Genomic DNA, 19455 nt, shown 5'->3' on the forward strand with positions numbered 1-19455 from the left:
CAAATTTTTTACAGGCTAAAAATATGAATCAAAGGAGGTGAGTTTATGTTAGTTCTATAGCAGCAGAAAAGCCTTTTCATGCTGATGTGCTGCCTTAGAATCACCCATTATCTCAGCTATAAAACACGTACATGGAAGCAGTTCAGGAGATTGTAATCCCCAAAGCGGAGATCCGCTCTAAAATATGGATGCCCAAACAAGTGCTTATCACCCCGGCTGCCTTGGACGAACCCTGGGGCAGGCAGATCTACGAGCGGGTGCAGGCCTTGGGCTTGCCGGTGCAGGAACTGAAAAGCAACCGGCTCACAGGCTTGCGCGGCGAGGACGAGCGCGAAACTTACCGCAAGGCCAAAAGCACCCTGGCCATTGTTACCGCCCCACCCAGTGCCTTGAAACTGCAGCCCATACCGCCCTCCGCCGATTACCAGTTCCACCTGGCCGAGGGCTGTCCCGCCCATTGCCAGTACTGCTACCTGGCCGGTAGTTTGCAGGGTCCGCCCGTGATCAGAACCTTCGCCAACCTGCCTACCATTCTCAATAACCTGGTGAACTACCGTAAACCCAACGGGATTACCACTTTTGAGGCGAGCTGCTACACAGATCCGCTGGGCATTGAGCACCTCACGGGCAGCCTGGCCGAGACTATCCGTTTTTTCGGGGACCAGGAGAACATGCACCTGCGCTGGGTCTCCAAGTTTGACCAGGTAGACGGCCTGCTCAACCTTCCGCACAACGGCCACACCCAACCCCGCATCAGCCTCAACACCGACTTCATCTCGCGGCGGATGGAAGGTGGTACTGCTTCCATGGAGGCCCGGCTGGCCGCCATCCGGAAACTGGCGCTCCCGCAAGCACAAGGCGGCGGAGGCTACAAAGTAGGCCTGGTCATCGCCCCCATCATGCCCGTGCCGGATTGGGAAGAGCAGTACACCTATTTACTTGACCGGCTGGAGCAGACCCTGGATTTTCCCTGTGAGTTCACCTTTGAGCTCATCAGCCATCGGTTCACGCCGGGTTCCAAAGCGCTCCTGCAGGAATGGTACCCCAACACCATCATTGACTTTGACGAGAGCAACCGATCCCTTAAGTACAACAAGTTTGGCGGCAAGAAGTACGTCTACAACTCCGCCACCATGAACATGCTGCGCAGCTTCTTCTACAGCGAACTCAAAAGACGCTTCCCTGAGGCTCCCATTTTGTATTGGACCTAAGGCGGAGAATATATTTTGGAAAGCGAAAGCCGGTAGGAATTGTCTTACCGGCTTTTCGTTTTTACTACGCATTCCCCACGCATATCGTCCCCCTTTGAAGGGGGTAGGGGGATGACAAGGTATGTTCAAGAACCGTTTGCTTTTGCAATAGAGAATCTGCGCTTATTGCCGTTGTTGGTGTTATCACAAAACCAAGACTGCGGAGGCAAGCGCAAGGGCAACCACAAGGGATTGCCCCTACATTGGGAATGCCATGATCAGCACGAGTGGTCATCCCCCTACCCCCTTCAAAGGGGGACGGAATGCGTGCACAAAACACCATCAACCTTTCAATCTGTTTAGGAGCAGTTTTCTGGAAAAGCGGCTTAAAACCAATCTACTTTTACCGGCTCAGGTATGCGGTGAGGCTTTGGCGGAAGGCTTCGCTGAGGGGGATGGTTTTGTGGTTGATGGTGACCTGGTGCCTTTCCACTTTGTCAATCTTGTTCACTGCCACTACGAAAGAACGGTGCACCCGCACGAATTTATCCGGGGGCAACAGGTTGATGGCTTCAATGAAGGTGCTGCGCGAGAGGATGTTTTTGTCTTTGGTCGCGAAGGTCACGTAGTTGCCAGTGGCCTCCAGGTAGAGGATGTCTTCGTAGAAAACCTTGATCTGCTCGTAGCCGGTTTTAATGTAGAGGTGGTCCGTGGTTTCTGAGGCGTTTCTGAAATTGTAGAGTTCAAACGCCTTGTTGCAGCCCTTGATGAACCTTGACAAGGAGAACGGCTTGAGCAGGTAATCCACGGCATCCATCTCAAAAGAGGTCACGGCGTGCTCTGAGTAGGCAGTGGTGAAGATAAGGAGCGGCTTTTTGCTGAGAGAATTGAAAAAATCGATGCCCGAGATATCGGGCATCTTGATGTCCAGGAACAGTAAGTCAATGCTTTCCTTCTGCAAGTACTCCAGGGCTTTGAAGGCATCGGTGAACTCAGCTTTCAGGTCCAGGAAGGGAACCTTAGAGGCGTGCGAGCGCACAATCTCCAGCGCTATGGGTTCATCGTCAATGGCAATGGCTTTCATAGTAGAAGTGGACATATAGGTTTTAACGGACTAGGCTACCTGCAGGGTAAGATGCACAAAAAATTCTTTGCCTGTTTCCCGGATGATGAGTTCGTGCCGGCCCGGGTACAGCAGTTGCAGGCGTTGGCGAACGTTCACCAACCCGATGCCGCTTTTGTCTTTCTCCGGATCGGTGCCTTGTTTGTCGTGCTTGCTGTTGTGCACGTCAAAGTAGAGCGTCTTGTCCTTCACCTCCAGCGTGATGTTGATGTGCGAGGGCTCTCTAAAGCTAATACCGTGCTTAAAGGCGTTTTCCACAAACGGAATGAGCAGCATGGGCGATATCTGGATGGGGCAAATGGGTTGTTCAATCTGGGCAGTGATGCGTACGCTGGGGCTTTCATCGGTGCGGAGGCGCTGGAAGCTGATGTAGTTCTCCAGGTACTCCACTTCACGCACCAGCGAGATCCGCTCCTGCAGGTTCTCCTGCAGCATGAACCGCATCATGTTGCCCAGCCTCTCCACACCCTCGCTCGTGCGCTCGGCGTTTTCCTGGATGGCGGTGCCGTAGATCGTATTCAACGCGTTGAACAGAAAATGCGGGTTGATCTGAGAGCGCAGGAAGTCAAAGTTGGCGGTAGACTGCCCCAGTTCCTGCTTGAGCACGTGGATCTCTGCATGGCCCTGCATCTGGCGCTTGAACAGTACCCAGGAAACAGGCACTGTGATGAGTAACTGAAAGAAAACATTGAAAATCGCTATCATGAAGGCAAACTCATTATCCTGTACAGTACCCTGTACCAGAAGCAGCGCCAGAAACCCGATGGGAATAATTGAGGCAATCAGTACCAGAACTGCTTTTCCCAAATATGCTCTGAAGGGTTTCTTTTTAGACAGAGATTTAGGGATAAGGGCATAAAACGAGTAGCAGTAAAGCAGGATACTACTGGGCCCCACAATGCCCCAGCCCAAAATCAACTCTCCTTCAGCATCCACTACCATCAAGAGGAACATACTGATCATCCAAATCACAAAAGCGGCCAGGCCGTCGCGGGTGATGAGGCGGTATTTAGACTGGATAACCTCTGAACTGGACAGCAGGTACAACCCTACATATTTAATGAAGGCGTAAAACCCGATGAGCAACAGCAACCTAAAAGCATAGAAATAGCTCCCCTGGAAAATGGCCTGGTAGGCCTCGTCCTCCGAGGTGTACCGGTTAAGGATGTAATTTTTAGAATAGGTATCGGTGATGCCAAACACCAGTCCCACCAACAGAAACAGCCCCAGCACCACCAGGATGTTCTTTACTAAGCCTTCTTTCTCCAGGAGTTTGGGGATGACTTTGAAGTTGAGCAGCAGGAAGCCCAGGTAAAGAAGCGTGTAGCGGATGAGCCGCGGAAAAAAAAAGTCCTGGTAATAGTAAAACGGAATCCCGGCCTCCTCAAACCGATGTTGGTCTGGCCCGTGGGAGATGGTGGTCAGGAAGAAAACCGCAAAGACGAAGATGGTAGTGGCGCCCCAAAACTCTACTCTTTTGAGGTACGATGGATTATTGACGAGGTCATTCATGGCTCAGGATTTTAAAACAATGATAGGGCAATGCCCGCTTGAAAAATAAAAAAAGTGACGAGTGCCGCCGAAAATGTGATGAAAGCCACCAGGCGTACCGCTGGGCAAAAGAAAAACCGGGAAAAAGATTGTAAAGCAGGAAGGCTGACCAGAAAGGCGGCTGGCATTTTGGATGCGCTTTCCACAAAACAGCTCTAAAACACCAGCGACATTTCTCTATGAAGAAGGCTTTTGGGCTAAGACTTTCGTCTAGCCGATGTTACCTCCCAGCGCCCCGCATGCAGGTGCAAGCCCCGGGCCCGGCCGTTTTCCATGGAGAAGGCAATGCGCAGGTCCTCGTCTACCTCCGGGACGAACACGTGGTTTCCCTGGTACAACAGTCGGAAGGGTTTTCCGCCCAGGGACTGAGCTTTGAGCTGGCCCTTCTCACAGAACACCCGCAACTCGCGCGTTTTCTGGCCGGCCCGGTAAGTATAGGTGCCTTGGTACTTGCCGATCTCTTTGGCCCGGAGAGGCAGATCGTGCACCTCCAGGCCTAGGGCGGCACGGGCCAAAGATTTCAAAACCTCTAAAGGCTTTCCGGTGGTGGAATTCATCAACACGGCAACCGTGAGGCCGTCTTTTGGGTAATAAGCCAGCGCCGAGACAAACCCGTTGGCACTGCCCGTATGAAAAACCTGCGGATGCCCACCCAATTCATCCAGCTCCAACCCGAAGCCATATCCCACGGTATCGCCGTTGGCCAACTGGGTAGGCGACATCATCTGCCGCAATGAAGCGGGTGATACTACCCGACCACTGTGCAACAAATAGGTCCAGCGGAGCAGATCACCTAAGTTAGAGCAGAGCGCCCCTGCCCCGCCGGCCACCTGCATGTTGACATAACCGGCGTTCCTGAGTTTGCCCTCCTGGTACTCGTAACCCCGAGCCCGGTTAAGGATCAGCCGTTTTTCCTCGCAGAAAGCGGTGTGGTTCAGCTGCAAGGGCTGCAGGAGCTCATTGTTGACATAATCCTCATAAGCCATGCCGGTTACCCTAGAGATGATCTCACCCAATAGGTAATAAGCCATGTTGTTTTCTGCGAACCGCTCGCCGGGCCTGAAGTCAAAAGGCTGTTCCCCGAGGAGTTGGACCATCTCTCTGTAAGAAAGATCCTGCCCGCACCGCCGCCGGTTTTCCTGGGCCAACAATGGTAACGACTTTATGCCGGAGGTGTGATTGAGCAGGTGGCGGATGGTGACCTGGTTTCCCTGCGTTAGGTAATCAGGCAGAAACTGGGTTACGGGGTCATCCAGGGAAACCCGGCCCTCCTCCACTAACCGCATGACCATAGCCGCGGTAAACTGTCTGGTGAGCGAGCCAATCTTGTACACCGTTTCCGGACCGGCCAATACACCGTTCTCTACATCGGCCTCGCCGTAGCCGCGCTCAAACACCACCTTGCCGTCTTTGGCCACGGCCAGGCTCATGCCCGGCGTGAGGCCCGCCCGCAGGTGATCATCGGCGGCCAGGTTGGCGGCGAACTCTATCCGTTCTATGTGGGGGAAGGAAGGTTGGGTAACCAGGCTTTGCGAAGCGTAAACTTGGGGGTGTGCCAATTGGGCCTTCTGGGTGCAGGCAGGCAGCGAGGCTACCCCGAAGGCAAGAAGAAGTAAACTGCTCCGGAGAAAGGAACCTGAGGGCAGGCACCGGGTGGTTTGGCTGGCTTTCTGAAGGGAATTGCTCATAATCTTTAGGGTTAGATGTAACAACCTGTACTAATGATGAGCAAGAGTAAAAAGCTTTGAGCAGAGGCAAAATTAAATGTGATGAAGTCTCAGGTTTGTGGGACAGAAACCAAAAAAGCCATCTTCTGATGGCTTTTTCTGGGCTTAATTCCATAAAAATAGGCGTTAAACGCTACATGCGCTCGTAGCGCGATTGCTGGTTCCCTTACTCTTTGTTCTTGATGGCGCTGTACAGAACCGGGCTGAAAAACCGCAGGTTCTCCAGCAGGCAGGTCAAAGTATAGAATCTGTCCAGGTCTACCTCAGGACTCTCGGCCATGGTTTCCAGGAAAGCATCCAGGGTCTCCACCAATCTATTATCAAATTCTTCTTCTGTCATCTTCATCTGGGTTGTACCTCTCTTTATGCGGTCCGGGTGTCTGCTCTTACATGCTGAGCTTTCCGCCACCAAAGGCGTCAGAATGGAAACATCACTCAGGCACAATGAATTCAATTCCCATGCTTTTCAAGCTGCCCGCCGGAGGAATTCTCCATATCTGGCGAGCCCCGTTTTGGTAAAACAGGCGCTAACCGGAGCCAGGCTATTAATATCATTTTTTTACCAGGCGCTCAACTTACAGCACCAGTTGATGGAACAGGCGGTCCAGGGTCTCCTTGGGATCAGTGCAAAGGCCGGGGTGTACGGGCGAAGTCTGCACAATGGTGCTGCGGGTAGCTGTAAGCCACCTGAACCGGGAAGCAATGGGCAACCGGCCGATAGTGCCGCCCGCTTTGCCACCGGCGCAGATGCGGGCGAAAGCATCCAGGCGGGCGTGCAGCTCGTCCAGGTCCACGGGTGTGGTGAAGGCCTGCAGGCGCTGATGGTCCAGGTGGAACAGGGTTTGGAGAAATCCTTGCGAAGAACAGTAGAGCACCACACCCACGTTGAGAAACTCCTCGCGCTCCACGCAGGGAACTACCCTTAAAACGGCGTACTCAAATAAGTGCTTTTCTTGCATGTTGCGCTTCTTTCACAAAGGTTTCGGTATGGGCCAGGCGAGTCTCCAGGAACTGGGCGTAGGCCTGGCGGTGCTCTTCTGGGGTGGCAAACGGGGAATCTCCGGTGAGCCAGTCCTCGGGGATCAAAGATACAATGGATTGGATTACCTCGGGGGTAAGAATCGCCTTGAACTCAGCGTCCACCGCCTCCAGCTCGGTGGCCTGGGGCAGCAGCACGTGGTCTTTGGCCTGGGCGAACGGCCGTTTGGCCTGCTCCAGCCAGTTCTGCCACGAGTGGTGGAAGTAAAAGGCCGCGCCGTGGTCAATAAGCCACAGTTCCTTGTGCCACATGAGCATGTTGGTGTTGCGGGGGGTGCGATCCACGTTGGTGATGAGGCAATCAAACCAGACTACTTCAGAGGCCAGCCGGGCGTCAACGGTGGTCACCAGCGCATCAAAGGTGATGGCCCTTGACAGGTAATGAAGGCCCAGGTTGAGGCCTTCGCTGAACCGCAGCAAATCCTGGATCTCCTCATCAGGCTCAGTGCGCCCGAAACTCTCGTCCAGGTGCGCGAACACCAGCTCGGGTACCCTGAAACCCAGGATGCGGGCCATCTCGCCGGCTATTAGCTCGGCAATGAGGGCTTTTACACCCTGTCCGGCTCCTCGGAATTTGAGCACATAGAGAAACTCATCGTCTGCCTCCACAATGGCGGGCAGAGAACCACCTTCGCGTAGCGGGGTCACGTACCGCACCACATTGACGGTTCTAAGCTCTGGTTGCTTGTAATTCATAGATTGTAATTTCCTTCAGGTGCACCGGTGCCCGGATAGCCGCCGTTGCTGCTTTCCTGGCAAGATACACCCGCATGATGGATGGTTTTTGTGGGCCGCCTGAACAAAGCGGTGCTTTTTGTAAGAAGGGGCAGGGCTTTAATCATTCAGGAGCCAGTCTAAGGCGGCATCCTTGGCGAAATGCACCTTTATTTTCCCCGTCACCGGAGCATCTTTTCCTTCGGCGGGTTTTTCATATACTTTATGCGGATTGGTCATGACAAAGCACTCAGGCGCCATGACAATCGCGAATTTCTGGAGTTGGTTTGAGGCAAACAGCGGCGCCATGTTCTGCTTGAGCCAGGTCTGGTTCTCGGGTTGCATGACTTTGATTTTCTGGGCATCGGTGAGCCAGAGCTTGACGCCCTTCAGGCCCGCCCGGTCAAAGGCCAGTTGGTACCGGTTTCTGAACTGATCAAGAGTGGGCTGCTGCAGGAAAGTAAACTGCAGCATGGCGTTACCTTTGTCTAGGTCTATCTGGACAACGTCATCCTGATACAGATTCTCTAGTTGCAAGGTTGCCATTTTCCGGTTCCTGATGGGGTTTTCACCAACCTAACTATCAAAGGAAGCATTTTGTTTATGTACTCTGTCTATGTACAAAAGTTTAACCTATAGGGATATTACTCCATTGTGATAGGGCTTTGCTGTGGCGCGGATACAATAAAGTTTAGATATGAATTGTTATTTTCTGCTCGAAAAGATTTTACAATCTATCATCAACTCACCCCTTGTAGTTGCCAAAGGCTCCAACTTGAAAAAGCATGTGTCACTGTACCAATCTAGTCGCTCATAATTAATATTAAAGTTTCCGCTAACTGTGTCTGAACGATAAAATGAAGAATTATTCCAACCAAACTTGAGTAAACCAAGTCCTTTCACTGTGCCAACCATTCATAATTTCATTGCATTTGGATGAATAGCTTCTTTGTCTATTACAATAAAAATTTCTTGCGCTCGGTCATCCAAATTCAACTTCATTGTTCTTGTTGTTACCCAAAAACCATTTTCAACTGATATGAAAAGATATAAGAACCCACTCGTCACTAAAACCGCAATAATAGCACTGACTTTTCCTGCATTTTTGGGAAGGGTTCTACTTAACATCATGTTTTATAAAAAGCTATTTCCCTAAAAACAATCTCACAACCAAATTCAATTACGCTCAACAAGCCAGAATTAACGTTTTTTCCGGCCTTTCCAGTTCTTGAGGGACTTCTCTTTCTCCTTCTCCATTTTGAACTGGGTAAACTCCTCATTGGGCATGGTCACTGAGTAATACGCCTCAGAGAGGATGTTCAGGTCCTCATCAAAGTCATAGACTACGGTTAAGTACAGCTTTTTGTCGGGGTTCAGGACGTACTCCTCCCCTACCTTGTCATACACCTTGAACTCGTACACCCCGTCTGCCGAGGGTTTGCCGCTCACCCGCGCCAGGCAGTCGCCGGTGATCACCAGTGGGGTTTCCAGCTCGTCCAGATACTCAAAATCCTGGTAGTAGCGTCCGTCTTTCTTGCTGGTGAGGTATTCAATGGAATCAAGGTGCACCTCAATTCCTTTGTGCCGACTGTCGCGCTGCGTGCTGATGTTAAGGATGTTGCCTATTGCTTTCATGTTTCTGCCGTTCTCTTCCAGGGTTGCGCCAGATGGCCAACCCTTTTCTTAAACGCTAAAGGTACGGCATCAGGGGCAGAACTTATAGAATTCCCATTAGGACGTTACTTTCCTCCTGATTTCAATAGAGCCAAAAGCAGGAGCCTAGGTTAGTTTTAGCATGAAGCCCTGTTTGGTTTTAAGCCCGATTTTGGCAAAACAGGCCTTAAACACTAACTGGCTAAACAAACCTGAGCGAACGATAACCAGACATCAGCCTTAGTTGTACCGGCCTTTACGCTGCGGGTCCTGGAGGAAGAGTTGCAGGAAGATTTTCTGATCGGTGATGACGGCGCGCTGGGTGGGGTATTCTTCCAGCCGGCGGTTGGTGGTATACCCGAAGTGCTCGTAACCCAGGCTCAGGTTCTTGTACAACTGCACCGTTACCCGCGGCCGGATGATCCCGATGGAGTTGCTGCCTTCCAGGCCTTCAAAGGTCTTGAGCCAGTAATGGTAGTACACAAACGCGGCGGAAGCGTAGCGCCCCAGACTAAGGGTGCTTTCTATTTTCCCGTGCAGACCAGTGGTGTACACGTAGTTGCGGAGGCCGTTTTCATCCGGCGCGAAACGGGTGCTGTTGCCGGCCAGCGGAATCACGCCCAGGTGCGCGTTGGTATAGAGGTTCAGTTGGTTTGTGAGCGGCAAACGCGTGAACACCCCTCCGCCAAAACCCAGCGCCCCTAAGTCGAAGTTACGCGTATTCCAGTAATCATAGTACTGGAAAAGGCCGGTGAGCAGGTCCAGTTTGCCCAGTTTGGAATTGCGCCCCAGCAGGATGCCGTAACCAGTGATGTTGTTGATGGTGCCGGCGGTGGTGTCCTCGCCGCCCTTGCTGAACTCGGCCCGTAACCGGAACAGGTCAAAGGGTTTGCGTTTCTGCCGTTCAAAAGGGTTGCCGTAGTCCAGTTGCACGTTGAGCATTCCCTTGGTATCAGCGGGGCCGAAGACATCATCCTGTTTCTCGTTCTGGCGGTGCACCCCGGCAAACAGCGTGATGTTGATGGGCTCTTTCTCATACACTTCTTTGTTCGTGACCTGGAAGGTTTTGCCTTGCAGCAATCGGTTCAGTCCGCGCACCGGGTTCACCAGGCCCGCGGCAATCTCGCGCACCGCTCGCTCGCGACCGCGGGTACGGTCATCCAGGATGTTGGAGCTGAGGCGGTACAGGATCTCGCCCAGGGCAGCCCCGTTGAGCGGCGTGTAGATCATGTCATTGTAAGACGGCAGGGTGTTCTCGCCCAGGTACTCCCAGGTAAGACTTCCGCCCACGGCAAACGGCAAAGATTGCCAGTAGTTGTAACCCTGCGAGCGAGCGGCGTTGAAATACAAGGTGCCTTGGTACGGGTGCCCGATGAAGTTGATCCCGAATTCATCGGTGTCCCACTCGGGTTTGGACCTCAGGTTGGTTTTCCAGGTCTCGGTAGTCACATAGCCGTAATCTGCTTTGGCCACGTAGCGGTTGAAGGCCATAAACCCTGCATTCAACCCGATGACCTGGGCCGTGGGTTTCCAGATGGGTTGCCGTTTGTTGTACTCAGGGTCATCGTTGAGCAGGTCGCCGTACTTGTTGAACAACGTGGTGTCCAGCAGGAAAGCGTTCTTGGGCTCGGTCCCGCTGACCGGATCAGTAAACAGCCGTTTCTTGCGTTCTTTGATACGCTGCAACTGTGTCTCACGGCTGCCCCTACCCGGTTTGATGGAATCAGGGGCCGTGATCACCTGGGCCTGCAGCCCGATTATAAAGCTAAAGAAAAAGAGGAAAGTAAGTCTGTATCTCATATAAAAGGCTCAGCATCAGGCAGGAAAAAGGCAAATTCATCCTTTGATGTCACAAAGTGTAATGCCCAAAACCTGTGTATAAATGCGTCATACGAGAAAACATCATAAAAGTAGTACTTCCTCAAGACAATCCTGCTTTCCTTTAGGCTACCTATGCCCTAACCGAAGTTTTAAGGCTTATTTTAGCAAACCAGCCCTAAAACAGAATTGGCTTTTTACTTTATACCCACAGGATAAACTTATTTATAGACAGGTCATCTGAGTTGACTTACGATTTACTTCTCTGCCTTTTCAAGCGAGAACCTATCTTATAAAATTACAAATCAATACTATAGAATCTAAAAATCAGGCATTTACCATTTGGTAATGAATTCCTACAACCAATTATACAACTGATTCAAAGGGTGTTTAGGCCTTGTTTTCACAAAATCAGCCTGAAAACAGAAATGCCGTTTACAAGAGTTTCCACTTGGGTTCGGTCCCTCTCTAAATCAAAGGCATAAACTTCTCCTGTGGTTCGTTCGTTTTTCAGGGCAATAGCTTCATCAGTTTCTATCATGATCCGGTGGATTGACGTTATCAAGTATGCCAAGTACAGCAACCCTGAGCCTGCGCATCGGGTGGAGCTAACGGAGGAAGAATGGCAACAGCGACTCACGCCCGCCCAGTACCAGATCCTTCGGCAGAAAGGCACCGAGTCGCCGTACCGGAACGCCTATTGTCGCTCTTATGAGCCCGGGGTGTACGCCTGCGCCGGGTGCGGTACTTTGCTGTTCAATGCATCTGAGAAGTACCATGCCATCTCGGGGTGGCCCAGTTTCACGCAACCCATCGCCAAAGGCGCCATTAAATACCTCTTTGATGACAGCCACAACATGCACAGAATAGAGGTGCAATGCAATGTCTGCGATGGGCACCTAGGCCACGTCTTCCCCGATGGCCCCGAGCCGAGCGGCCTGCGTTATTGCATCAACTCAGCAAGTTTACAGCAGTTGTTGTAAACCCACCCATACCCAAGCCGGGAGGGTAATCTCCTGCTTTGAGTTCTTTCTTCAAGGGTTGAGTTCTTTTCCTTTGAGTTCTTTTTCCAGGGTCTCTGGTTCAAGTTTTCAACTTGGACCTAAAATGCCGTAAGTTTGAAACTTCCGTGAGGCGATAGCCTAAGGAGAAAGCATTTCCATTGATACCATTCTAAAAAATACCCCGCGTGGGTTTTAGGCCTGTTTTCCAGAAACAAGGCCTTATTTGGTTTAAGGCAGGTCGCTTCTTATTTTAGAGCCATCTCAAAAGAGAACATCCCACCGGCTTATAAGGCATCTGTATGAACAAAGGACGTTTGGAGGCATTCAGCGATGGCGTGCTGGCCATCATCATCACCATTATGGTACTGGAGATCAAGGTGCCGCACGGCCAGGATTTCACCGCCCTCAAGCCGCTTTTTCCGGTTATTCTCAGCTACATTCTCAGCTTCATTTACCTGGGCATTTACTGGAACAACCACCACCATCTGCTGCACAGCGCCGGGAAAATAAACGGCAACATTCTGTGGGCCAACCTGCACCTGCTCTTCTGGCTTTCCCTGGTGCCTTTCACTACCGGTTGGATGGGTGAGAACAATTTTGCCCCGGTTCCGGTGGCGCTCTACGGCATCATGCTGCTCATGTGCTCTATTGCCTACTGGATTCTGCAGCACCTCATCATCAACCACAGCGGCAAAGAATCTGCCCTGGCGCACGCCATCGGCAAGGACATCAAAGGCAAGGTCTCGCCTTTCCTTTATCTCACTGGCATTGTGCTCACGTTTGTGAATCCTTGGCTCTCTGGCCTCATCTACGTGTTGGTGGCTTTCATGTGGCTCCTCCCCGACCGCCGCATTGAAAGGATCTACGAAACCAAAGGCTGAAATCACAGCCTGAGGTGATTGACCCATGACAAGTTCCCCGGGCGAAAAGGAAAATTTTCTGCGTAACTTCAAGCCTTGGAAACCCAGGGCGACATGGCGGAAAATGAGCAGGCACCGGCGGCGGAGACCGTGCATCCTTCTAATTACTTTTTACAGAATATCTGGGGCAATACCCTCACTTATGCCACCATTGCGCGGCATTCCTCGGCCCAGGCCATGGCCGGCGGCACCTTGGGGTTTGAGCTGCAACCCCTGCAGATAGAGATCAACGCGGCGTCTTTCTCCGGCACCTCACCCTTCGGCCGCTTCCCGGCCGTTTCCGTCATTCAGTACCCTAACGGACTCCTGCTTTCCTGCGACTGCGCCACACCTAAAGAGGCCTTGTGCGCCCACCAGGCACAGGTGCTTCAGACCCTTCTGAACCGCCAGGAACTGCGCGTCTTCTTTGACGAATCCCTGCGCCGCGATAAGATAAAACCCGTGGCCGCGGAATATGGCTTAGCCGGGGAAGATAACCTGGACCAGTATTTTGCGCTGGAGTACGCCCACAAATCTCTCAAGATCAAACCCCGTTTGCCGGAGCTTTTGCCCGTGACCCTGGAGACGCAGGTGGCTTTGAAAGAGAAGCTGCTGCCCAAAACAAGCCTGCCTTTTCTGCCGGCCAAAACGAAACAGAAGGAAAAAACGCAGCTCATTGTGGTGCTGGGCGAGCACAGGTATTATAAGCACCTTAGCGTGGAACTGCTGGAGGCGGCCACCACCCAGACCGGGAAGATCAAAAATCCGCTCAAAGGCCTGAGTCCGCTGGATTATGTCTGGAAAACGAACCAACCCGAGGAACTACGGTTCTACACTGCCCTCTCCCGTTTCCAGAACAACTACAACTCTGAGCCCACTGAGGCCGACTTAGAAGCCCTGAAGGCGCTGGTGCAAAACCCAATGAACCTGGCGGTGTACCAGCACAACCCCGAAGTATCAAGCAACATCACCGCCAGCTCGGTGGTGCCGGTGCAGCTGAAGAAAACGCCTTTGGAACTGGTGCTGGACGTGCAGGTGAAAGATAATTTCTACGCCATCGTGGCGCAACTGTACATTGAGGATCAGCCGTACCCGCTAAAGCACCTGCAACTCAAATACGGTCACTTTCTGCAGATCCAGCACAACCTGTACCTGCTCCACAATCCCGACCTGCGCCGGGTGCTGGATTTCTTCCAGAAGCGGGGCTTCCATGTGCTGGTGCACGGCTCCAAGTTCGAGGAGTTCCGCGAAAGCATCTTGGCTAACCTGGAAACCAAAATCAGGATTTCCTATTCGTACCTGAAACCGGCCACGGCCAAACAGCTGGAGGAACAGGGTTTTGACCAGGATCGGGAACAACTCATTTATCTCTCTGAATCTGAGGACTACGTGCTGCTCACGCCGGTCATGCGCTACGGACAGGTAGAGATTCCGGTGCTCTCCCAAAAGCAGATCCACGCCACCGATGCCCAGGGCACTTCCTTTACCGTGGCCCGCGACCGCGAGGCCGAGCTGCAGTTCACCGCCGTCATGCTCAAGCAGCACCCGCACTTCAAGGAACAACTACACCTGGACTGCTTCTACCTGCACAAAGACCGCTTTCTGCAGGACGATTGGTTTCTGGACGCGTTTGAGGCCTGGCGCAAATTGGACATCAGCATTCTGGGCTTCAAGGAACTCAAGCACAGCAACCTCAATCCACATAAAGTCAAAATCAACATTCTGGTCACCAGCGGCATCAACTGGTTTGACACCTCCTTGAACGTGCAGTTCGGTAAGCAGAAAGCCTCGCTCAAACACCTGCACAAAACGTTGCGCAACAAGACCCGCTTCGTGACGCTGGACGATGGTACCCAGGGCATCCTGCCGCAGGAATGGATAGACAAACTAAAGACTTTCTTTGATGCCGCCGAGGTGGTGGGCGAGCGCCTGCGTACGCCCAAGATGAACTTCAGCAGCATTGAGGAACTCTACGAGACCGAGGTTTTGAGCCAGGAAGTGCGCGAGGAGCTTTCGCTTTACCGCCAGAAATTGGCTGACTTTGAGGCCATCCCGGAGGTGGAGGTACCCCGGGAACTGCAGACGACCTTGCGCGGCTATCAGCGGCAGGGGCTCAACTGGCTCAGTTTCCTGGATCAGTTCAACTTCGGGGGCTGCCTGGCAGATGACATGGGTCTGGGGAAAACCGTGCAAGTGCTGGCTTTCCTTCTCTCGCAACGCGCCAAGGTAGAACGCAACACCAACCTGGTGGTGGTGCCCACTTCGCTCCTGTTCAACTGGCAGCAGGAAGCGGCCCGGTTTGTGCCCTCCCTCAAAATCACCACCGTGTACGGCAACAACCGCGTCAAGAACCCGGCAGAACTGGACGGTTACGAGGTTGTGCTCACCTCCTACGGCACGTTGCTCTCAGACATCATGGTCTTGAAAGAGTACCGGTTCAACTACATTATCCTGGATGAGTCGCAGGCCATCAAGAACCCCGAGAGCCAGCGGTACCGGGCGGTACGGCTCTTGCAGGCGCGCAACCGCATTGTTATGACGGGCACGCCGCTGGAGAACAACACCTATGACCTGTACGGCCAGCTTTCCTTCGCCTGCCCCGGCCTGCTGGGCAACAAGCGCTACTTCCGGGACCATTACTCCAAACCCATTGACCAGTTCAAAAGCTACAAACGAGCCCAGGAGTTACAGCGCAAAATAAGCCCGTTCCTGCTCCGGAGAACGAAGGAGCAGGTAGCCAAAGAGCTGCCCGAGAAAACCGAGATGGTGCTCTACTGCGAGATGGGCACCGATCAGCGGAAAATCTACGCCGCCCATGAACTGGAGATCAGGGAATTCATCTCGGCCCAGGCCGACGAAGAGATCCAGAAAAGCCCCATGCACGTGCTGCGCGGCCTCACCAGACTGCGCCAGATCTGCAACTCCCCCGCCCTGCTCCCCGAGGAAGCCGCCTACGGCGAGACCTCGGCCAAACTGGAGGTCTTGCTGGAGCAGATAGAAAGCAAAGCGCCGCACCACAAAATCCTGGTGTTCTCGCAGTTCGTGTCCATGCTGCAGCTTATTCAGAAAGAGCTGCGGGCGCGGGGCATCAAATTTTCTACGCTAACCGGCCAGACTAAGGACCGGGCAGGCGCCGTGGCCGCGTTTCAGGAAGAGGAAGACGTACGGGTGTTCCTCATCAGCCTCAAGGCGGGCGGCACCGGCCTCAATCTCACCCGCGCCGACTATGTGTACCTGGTAGACCCTTGGTGGAACCCGGCCGTAGAAAATCAAGCCATTGACCGCACCTACCGCATCGGGCAGGAGAAGAATGTGGTGGCCGTGCGCCTCATCTGCCCCGATACCGTGGAGGAGAAGATCATGCAGCTGCAGGCCTCCAAAAAAGACCTGGCCAAGAACCTGATCAAAACCGATGGCGGTATGGTCAAATCCCTTTCCAAGCAGGACCTGCTGGCTTTGCTGGGGTAAAACAATGGCTTGGGGCAGGCCTTTGTTTAGAGGTCATTTTCAAAAAATGAGCTAAAAACCAAAAGCAAAGCATATCCCTGGAACCTTAACACCTTTTGAGCCTGGTTTTGATAAAACAGTCTTAAAATACCTTATGGCGGTGCCTCTTTCCTGGCAAGAGGCACCTGGAACCGCTAACCTGCGCTTGTCCATTAGAGCTTGCTAATCCTTCTCGGTAAGGTCTAGTAAGGAAATGGTGTATTCCTTTGTGGTGGAGTTATATGAATAGCTGTACCGCTGGGGGTACAAACCAGGCTGCTGGTAGGCGGCTGGTTGCGGTATGCTCATGGTCTGGGTGCCCACGGTAGGTAAGGTGTTCAGGAAATCCAGCGTGAACATGGGCTCGTGGAAGATGAAATTGCCGTCATGCGATCCGTAAATGAAGGTCTTGGCGAAGTTCCCCGGTGAATTGTTTATATCAGTGATGTCTACCCAGTGGGCGCCCATGCCAGGTACCACTCCCGGCGTAAGAATGTAATTGGTGGGTCTGAACTGCTCGGCCGGCATTTCGTCCATCTCAACTTGTCCTTGGATAGCGGCTACTTGTGCCTCAGAAATGGTATAAAAATGCAGGTCAAAGTGAGGAACCCCGTAGAGCGGAATAGGTTCGTGGCCCTGCGGGTTCCAGTCCAGCATCACGTGGTCATAAAGCGTCTCCTCGGCTTGCGCAGGCAAGGCCAGCGTGTACATCCGCATGGCATTTCCCAGCCCAGTGCTATTGATCGCCTGCTCAGAGAAGGTAACGCCCAGGGAAGTAGGAGTTCCTGCCTCATCTGTCGTCACCCAGGTTCTTGCGTTCCCCTGGCCCACGGCCACCACAGGTCCGTAAAAGGTGCCTTCCAGACTTTCCTCATCGTCGTCTTCACAGGAAGAAAACAGCATGAGACAAGTCAGTGCACTGCACCAGCACATCATCCTGGTCCAAAATAGATATGAATTGAAATGATTTACCATGATTCTATTGATTAAAAAGAATTGACACGAAAAGCCCTGAGTTGATAAGGCAGTAAAAATTTACTGGAGGGAGTGCAGTTTGTGCGGAGAGAACCTGTAAATGAAGGACGTAGGCAACGTCTGAACCAGAGGCAGGAAATTCCTCAACGAGGAAGACGGAAGGAAACGGTTTCCCAGATCGGCTGCTTCGCCAAACATGGGCCTTGGGATCGTATTAAGCCTGTTTTTATGGAACAGGAAGTATCCCAGCACCAATTCTAATGACAGCTCTTATGTCATCAAAACTCGGGTTATTCAATTATCGGCTGGCTTTAATTTTCATAACGCCAGAAGGTAAACCCAGAATGAAGATATGGATTGCGGCTATAACTTGCAATTTTTTAAGATTTAATTATCCTACCTAAATTCAAATCCGTCCATCTTTCCATAGGATGGAACCTGTTAAGTAAACCTCCGGAGCCAGGTTGGGGTAAAGACAAAGATTCGTTTGTTTTTCACTTAAAACCGAAGGCGTGGTTTTCAGAAGAATCGCTTTTATCCTCTTTTTCCTGGGCACAGTTGGCTGCGCGAACAAAGCCCACCAGAAACCAGGACTTGTCACCCAAAAAGCCATGGTAGTCACGGCGCATCCACTGGCCTCGGCCGTGGGGGCCGACATTCTCCGGCGCGGCGGAAACGCGTTGGATGCGGCCGTGGCTGTGCAGTTTGCGCTGGCCGTGGTCTACCCAGATGCCGGCAATATTGGTGGTGGCGGGTTTCTGGTCCTGCGGCAGCACGATGGCACGTTGAACACCCTTGATTACCGCGAGAAAGCCCCTACTGCTGCCCACCGCGACATGTACCTGAACGGCCAGGGCGAGGTCATAGAAGACCTAAGCTACAAAGGGCACCTCGCCGCCGGCGTGCCCGGCACCGTGGACGGCATGGTGCAGGCGCATGCCACCTACGGCCGCCTGCCCTGGGCCCAACTGGTGCAACCCGCCATCCTCCTCGCGGACCAAGGGTTTCCGCTCACCAAAAAAGAGGCAAAAAAGCTGAACGAGCAGCGCAAGGACTTCATCCGCTACAACTCCCAAAGCCCCGACTTCATCCTGAAAGACCGCTGGCGCCCCGGCGATACCCTGCGCCTGAAAGACCTGGCCCGCACCCTGGAACGGATCAGAGACCATGGACGGGCAGGTTTTTACGAAGGCCAAACGGCTGATCTAATTGTGGCCGAGATGAAGCGGGGAACCGGCATTATCACCAAAGAAGACCTGGCGGCCTACCGCGCGGTGTGGCGCAAACCAGTAACCGGGCAGGTAGGCGATTACCGCGTCATCTCCATGCCCCCGCCCTCCAGCGGCGGCATCGCCCTTATCCAACTCCTGACCATTGCCCAGGATTATCAGCTGAAAGCATGGGGCTGGAACACAGTAAGATCTGCGCACCTCATGATTGAGGCCGAGCGAAGGGTTTACGCCGACCGGGCCAAACACTTCGGCGACGCCGATTTCTACGAGGTTCCGGTAAAAGGATTGCTGGACACCACCTACATCAAAAGCAGGATGCGGGGCTATACTCCCAAAAAAGCGACCCCCAGCAAAGACGTCTCCGCGGGAGTTCCGCCGCTTCCCGAAGGCCCCAATACCACGCATTACTCCATCGTAGACCCCGAGGGAAATGCCGTTTCTGTGACCACCACCCTCAACAGCAGTTTCGGGTGCAAGGTGTTTGTGGGCGGGGCGGGCTTCCTGCTCAACAACGAGATGGACGACTTCAGCATCAAGCCCGGCTATCCTAACAGCTATGGTTTGGTGGGCGAAGAAGCCAACGCCATTGCCCCCGGCAAGCGCATGCTCAGTTCTATGACGCCCACCATCCTGGAAAAAGACGGTAAACTGTTCATGGTCATCGGGGCGATGGGCGGCTCCACTATCATTACCACTGTTTACCAGATCATTCAGAACGTGACGCGGTACGGTTTCACCATGCAAGGAGCCGTGAGTGCCGGCCGGTTCCACCATCAATGGAAACCTAATTGGGTTTTATCTGAGTGGGGCGCTTTAGGGTTTGGCACCGGTGCGGGTTTGTGGATCAAAGGCCATAAGATTGTTCCCAGATACGGAGGCATCGGCAGAGCCGCCGGCATCCTGGTGCTCCCCAATGGCCAACTGGAAGGCGGCGCCGATCCCCGCGGAGATGACGCCGCCGCCGGGTTCTAAGATTGTTTTTGGGAAACCAGGCTCAAAGTGCAAGGTCAAATACTGGTTACTCTGCTAAAAAATGTAGGGGCAA

General features: G+C 53.0%; 18 protein-coding genes. 5 read left to right on the forward strand and 13 right to left on the reverse strand.

Annotated elements, in window-relative coordinates; all coding sequences use genetic code 11:
• Positions 1-131 precede the first annotated feature (131 nt).
• A complete protein-coding gene (locus tag J3P35_RS15075) occupies positions 132-1211 on the forward strand; it encodes a spore photoproduct lyase family protein (RefSeq protein WP_246850234.1) in 1080 nt (359 codons plus the stop codon).
• A 382-nt stretch (positions 1212-1593) separates the two neighbouring features.
• On the opposite strand, the gene J3P35_RS15080 is transcribed toward J3P35_RS15075, so the two are convergent.
• The 12 genes from J3P35_RS15080 to J3P35_RS15135 all read right to left on the reverse strand — a co-directional run bounded on the left by J3P35_RS15080 (position 1594) and on the right by J3P35_RS15135 (position 11355).
• On the reverse strand, positions 1594-2289 hold the full coding sequence (locus J3P35_RS15080) for a LytR/AlgR family response regulator transcription factor (protein WP_246850237.1): 696 nt from the start codon (positions 2287-2289) through the stop codon (positions 1594-1596).
• 15 nt (positions 2290-2304) lie between these two features.
• On the reverse strand, positions 2305-3825 hold the full coding sequence (locus J3P35_RS15085) for a sensor histidine kinase (protein ID WP_210465395.1): 1521 nt from the start codon (positions 3823-3825) through the stop codon (positions 2305-2307).
• An 11-nt stretch (positions 3826-3836) separates the two neighbouring features.
• Complete coding sequence (locus tag J3P35_RS15090; RefSeq protein ID WP_210465396.1) at positions 3837-4010, reverse strand: hypothetical protein; 174 nt, start codon at positions 4008-4010, stop codon at positions 3837-3839.
• A 51-nt stretch (positions 4011-4061) separates the two neighbouring features.
• Entirely contained in the window at positions 4062-5552 is a 1491-nt protein-coding gene (locus J3P35_RS15095; RefSeq protein ID WP_210465397.1) for a serine hydrolase domain-containing protein, read from the reverse strand.
• A 205-nt stretch (positions 5553-5757) separates the two neighbouring features.
• Positions 5758-5931, reverse strand: a complete 174-nt coding sequence (locus J3P35_RS15100; protein ID WP_246850238.1) for a hypothetical protein — start codon at positions 5929-5931, stop codon at positions 5758-5760.
• A gap of 235 nt (positions 5932-6166) precedes the next feature.
• On the reverse strand, positions 6167-6550 hold the full coding sequence (locus J3P35_RS15105) for a DUF3037 domain-containing protein (RefSeq protein ID WP_210465399.1): 384 nt from the start codon (positions 6548-6550) through the stop codon (positions 6167-6169).
• Positions 6528-7325, reverse strand: coding sequence for a HipA family kinase (locus tag J3P35_RS15110; protein ID WP_210465400.1), 798 nt, complete (start codon positions 7323-7325; stop codon positions 6528-6530). Before J3P35_RS15110 ends, J3P35_RS15105 begins: the two co-directional genes overlap by 23 nt.
• Positions 7326-7463: 138 nt before the next feature.
• Positions 7464-7889, reverse strand: a complete 426-nt coding sequence (locus tag J3P35_RS15115; RefSeq protein ID WP_210465401.1) for a hypothetical protein — start codon at positions 7887-7889, stop codon at positions 7464-7466.
• 369 nt (positions 7890-8258) lie between these two features.
• Positions 8259-8474 (reverse strand): hypothetical protein, encoded by a 216-nt coding sequence (locus tag J3P35_RS15120; RefSeq protein ID WP_210465402.1) that lies wholly within the window; start codon positions 8472-8474, stop codon positions 8259-8261.
• A gap of 69 nt (positions 8475-8543) precedes the next feature.
• A complete protein-coding gene (locus J3P35_RS15125) occupies positions 8544-8978 on the reverse strand; it encodes a hypothetical protein (protein ID WP_210465403.1) in 435 nt (144 codons plus the stop codon).
• A 258-nt stretch (positions 8979-9236) separates the two neighbouring features.
• Complete coding sequence (locus J3P35_RS15130; RefSeq protein WP_210465404.1) at positions 9237-10796, reverse strand: DUF3943 domain-containing protein; 1560 nt, start codon at positions 10794-10796, stop codon at positions 9237-9239.
• A gap of 421 nt (positions 10797-11217) precedes the next feature.
• Positions 11218-11355: a hypothetical protein gene (locus tag J3P35_RS15135; RefSeq protein WP_210465405.1), complete on the reverse strand. Its 138-nt coding sequence runs from the start codon at positions 11353-11355 to the stop codon at positions 11218-11220.
• Here J3P35_RS15135 and msrB point away from each other — a divergent pair.
• From msrB to J3P35_RS15150, 3 genes are all read left to right on the forward strand, one after another.
• Positions 11354-11797, forward strand: a complete 444-nt coding sequence (msrB, locus tag J3P35_RS15140; protein WP_210465406.1) for a peptide-methionine (R)-S-oxide reductase MsrB — start codon at positions 11354-11356, stop codon at positions 11795-11797. The two genes, J3P35_RS15135 and msrB, sit on opposite strands and share 2 nt — an antisense overlap.
• A gap of 320 nt (positions 11798-12117) precedes the next feature.
• A complete protein-coding gene (locus J3P35_RS15145) occupies positions 12118-12699 on the forward strand; it encodes a TMEM175 family protein (protein WP_210465407.1) in 582 nt (193 codons plus the stop codon).
• A 93-nt stretch (positions 12700-12792) separates the two neighbouring features.
• Complete coding sequence (locus tag J3P35_RS15150) at positions 12793-16185, forward strand: DEAD/DEAH box helicase (RefSeq protein WP_210465408.1); 3393 nt, start codon at positions 12793-12795, stop codon at positions 16183-16185.
• A gap of 201 nt (positions 16186-16386) precedes the next feature.
• Here the strand turns inward: J3P35_RS15150 and J3P35_RS15155 are convergent, their stop codons facing one another.
• On the reverse strand, positions 16387-17106 hold the full coding sequence (locus J3P35_RS15155; RefSeq protein WP_210465409.1) for a DUF5602 domain-containing protein: 720 nt from the start codon (positions 17104-17106) through the stop codon (positions 16387-16389).
• 683 nt (positions 17107-17789) lie between these two features.
• Between J3P35_RS15155 and ggt the strand changes: the two genes are divergently transcribed.
• Complete coding sequence (ggt, locus tag J3P35_RS15160) at positions 17790-19382, forward strand: gamma-glutamyltransferase (RefSeq protein ID WP_210465636.1); 1593 nt, start codon at positions 17790-17792, stop codon at positions 19380-19382.
• Positions 19383-19455: the final 73 nt, after the last annotated feature.

Origin of the sequence: Rufibacter roseolus (genome assembly GCF_017916365.1) — a bacterium.
In the GTDB taxonomy this organism is placed as follows: Bacteria; Bacteroidota; Bacteroidia; order Cytophagales; family Hymenobacteraceae; genus Nibribacter; species Nibribacter roseolus.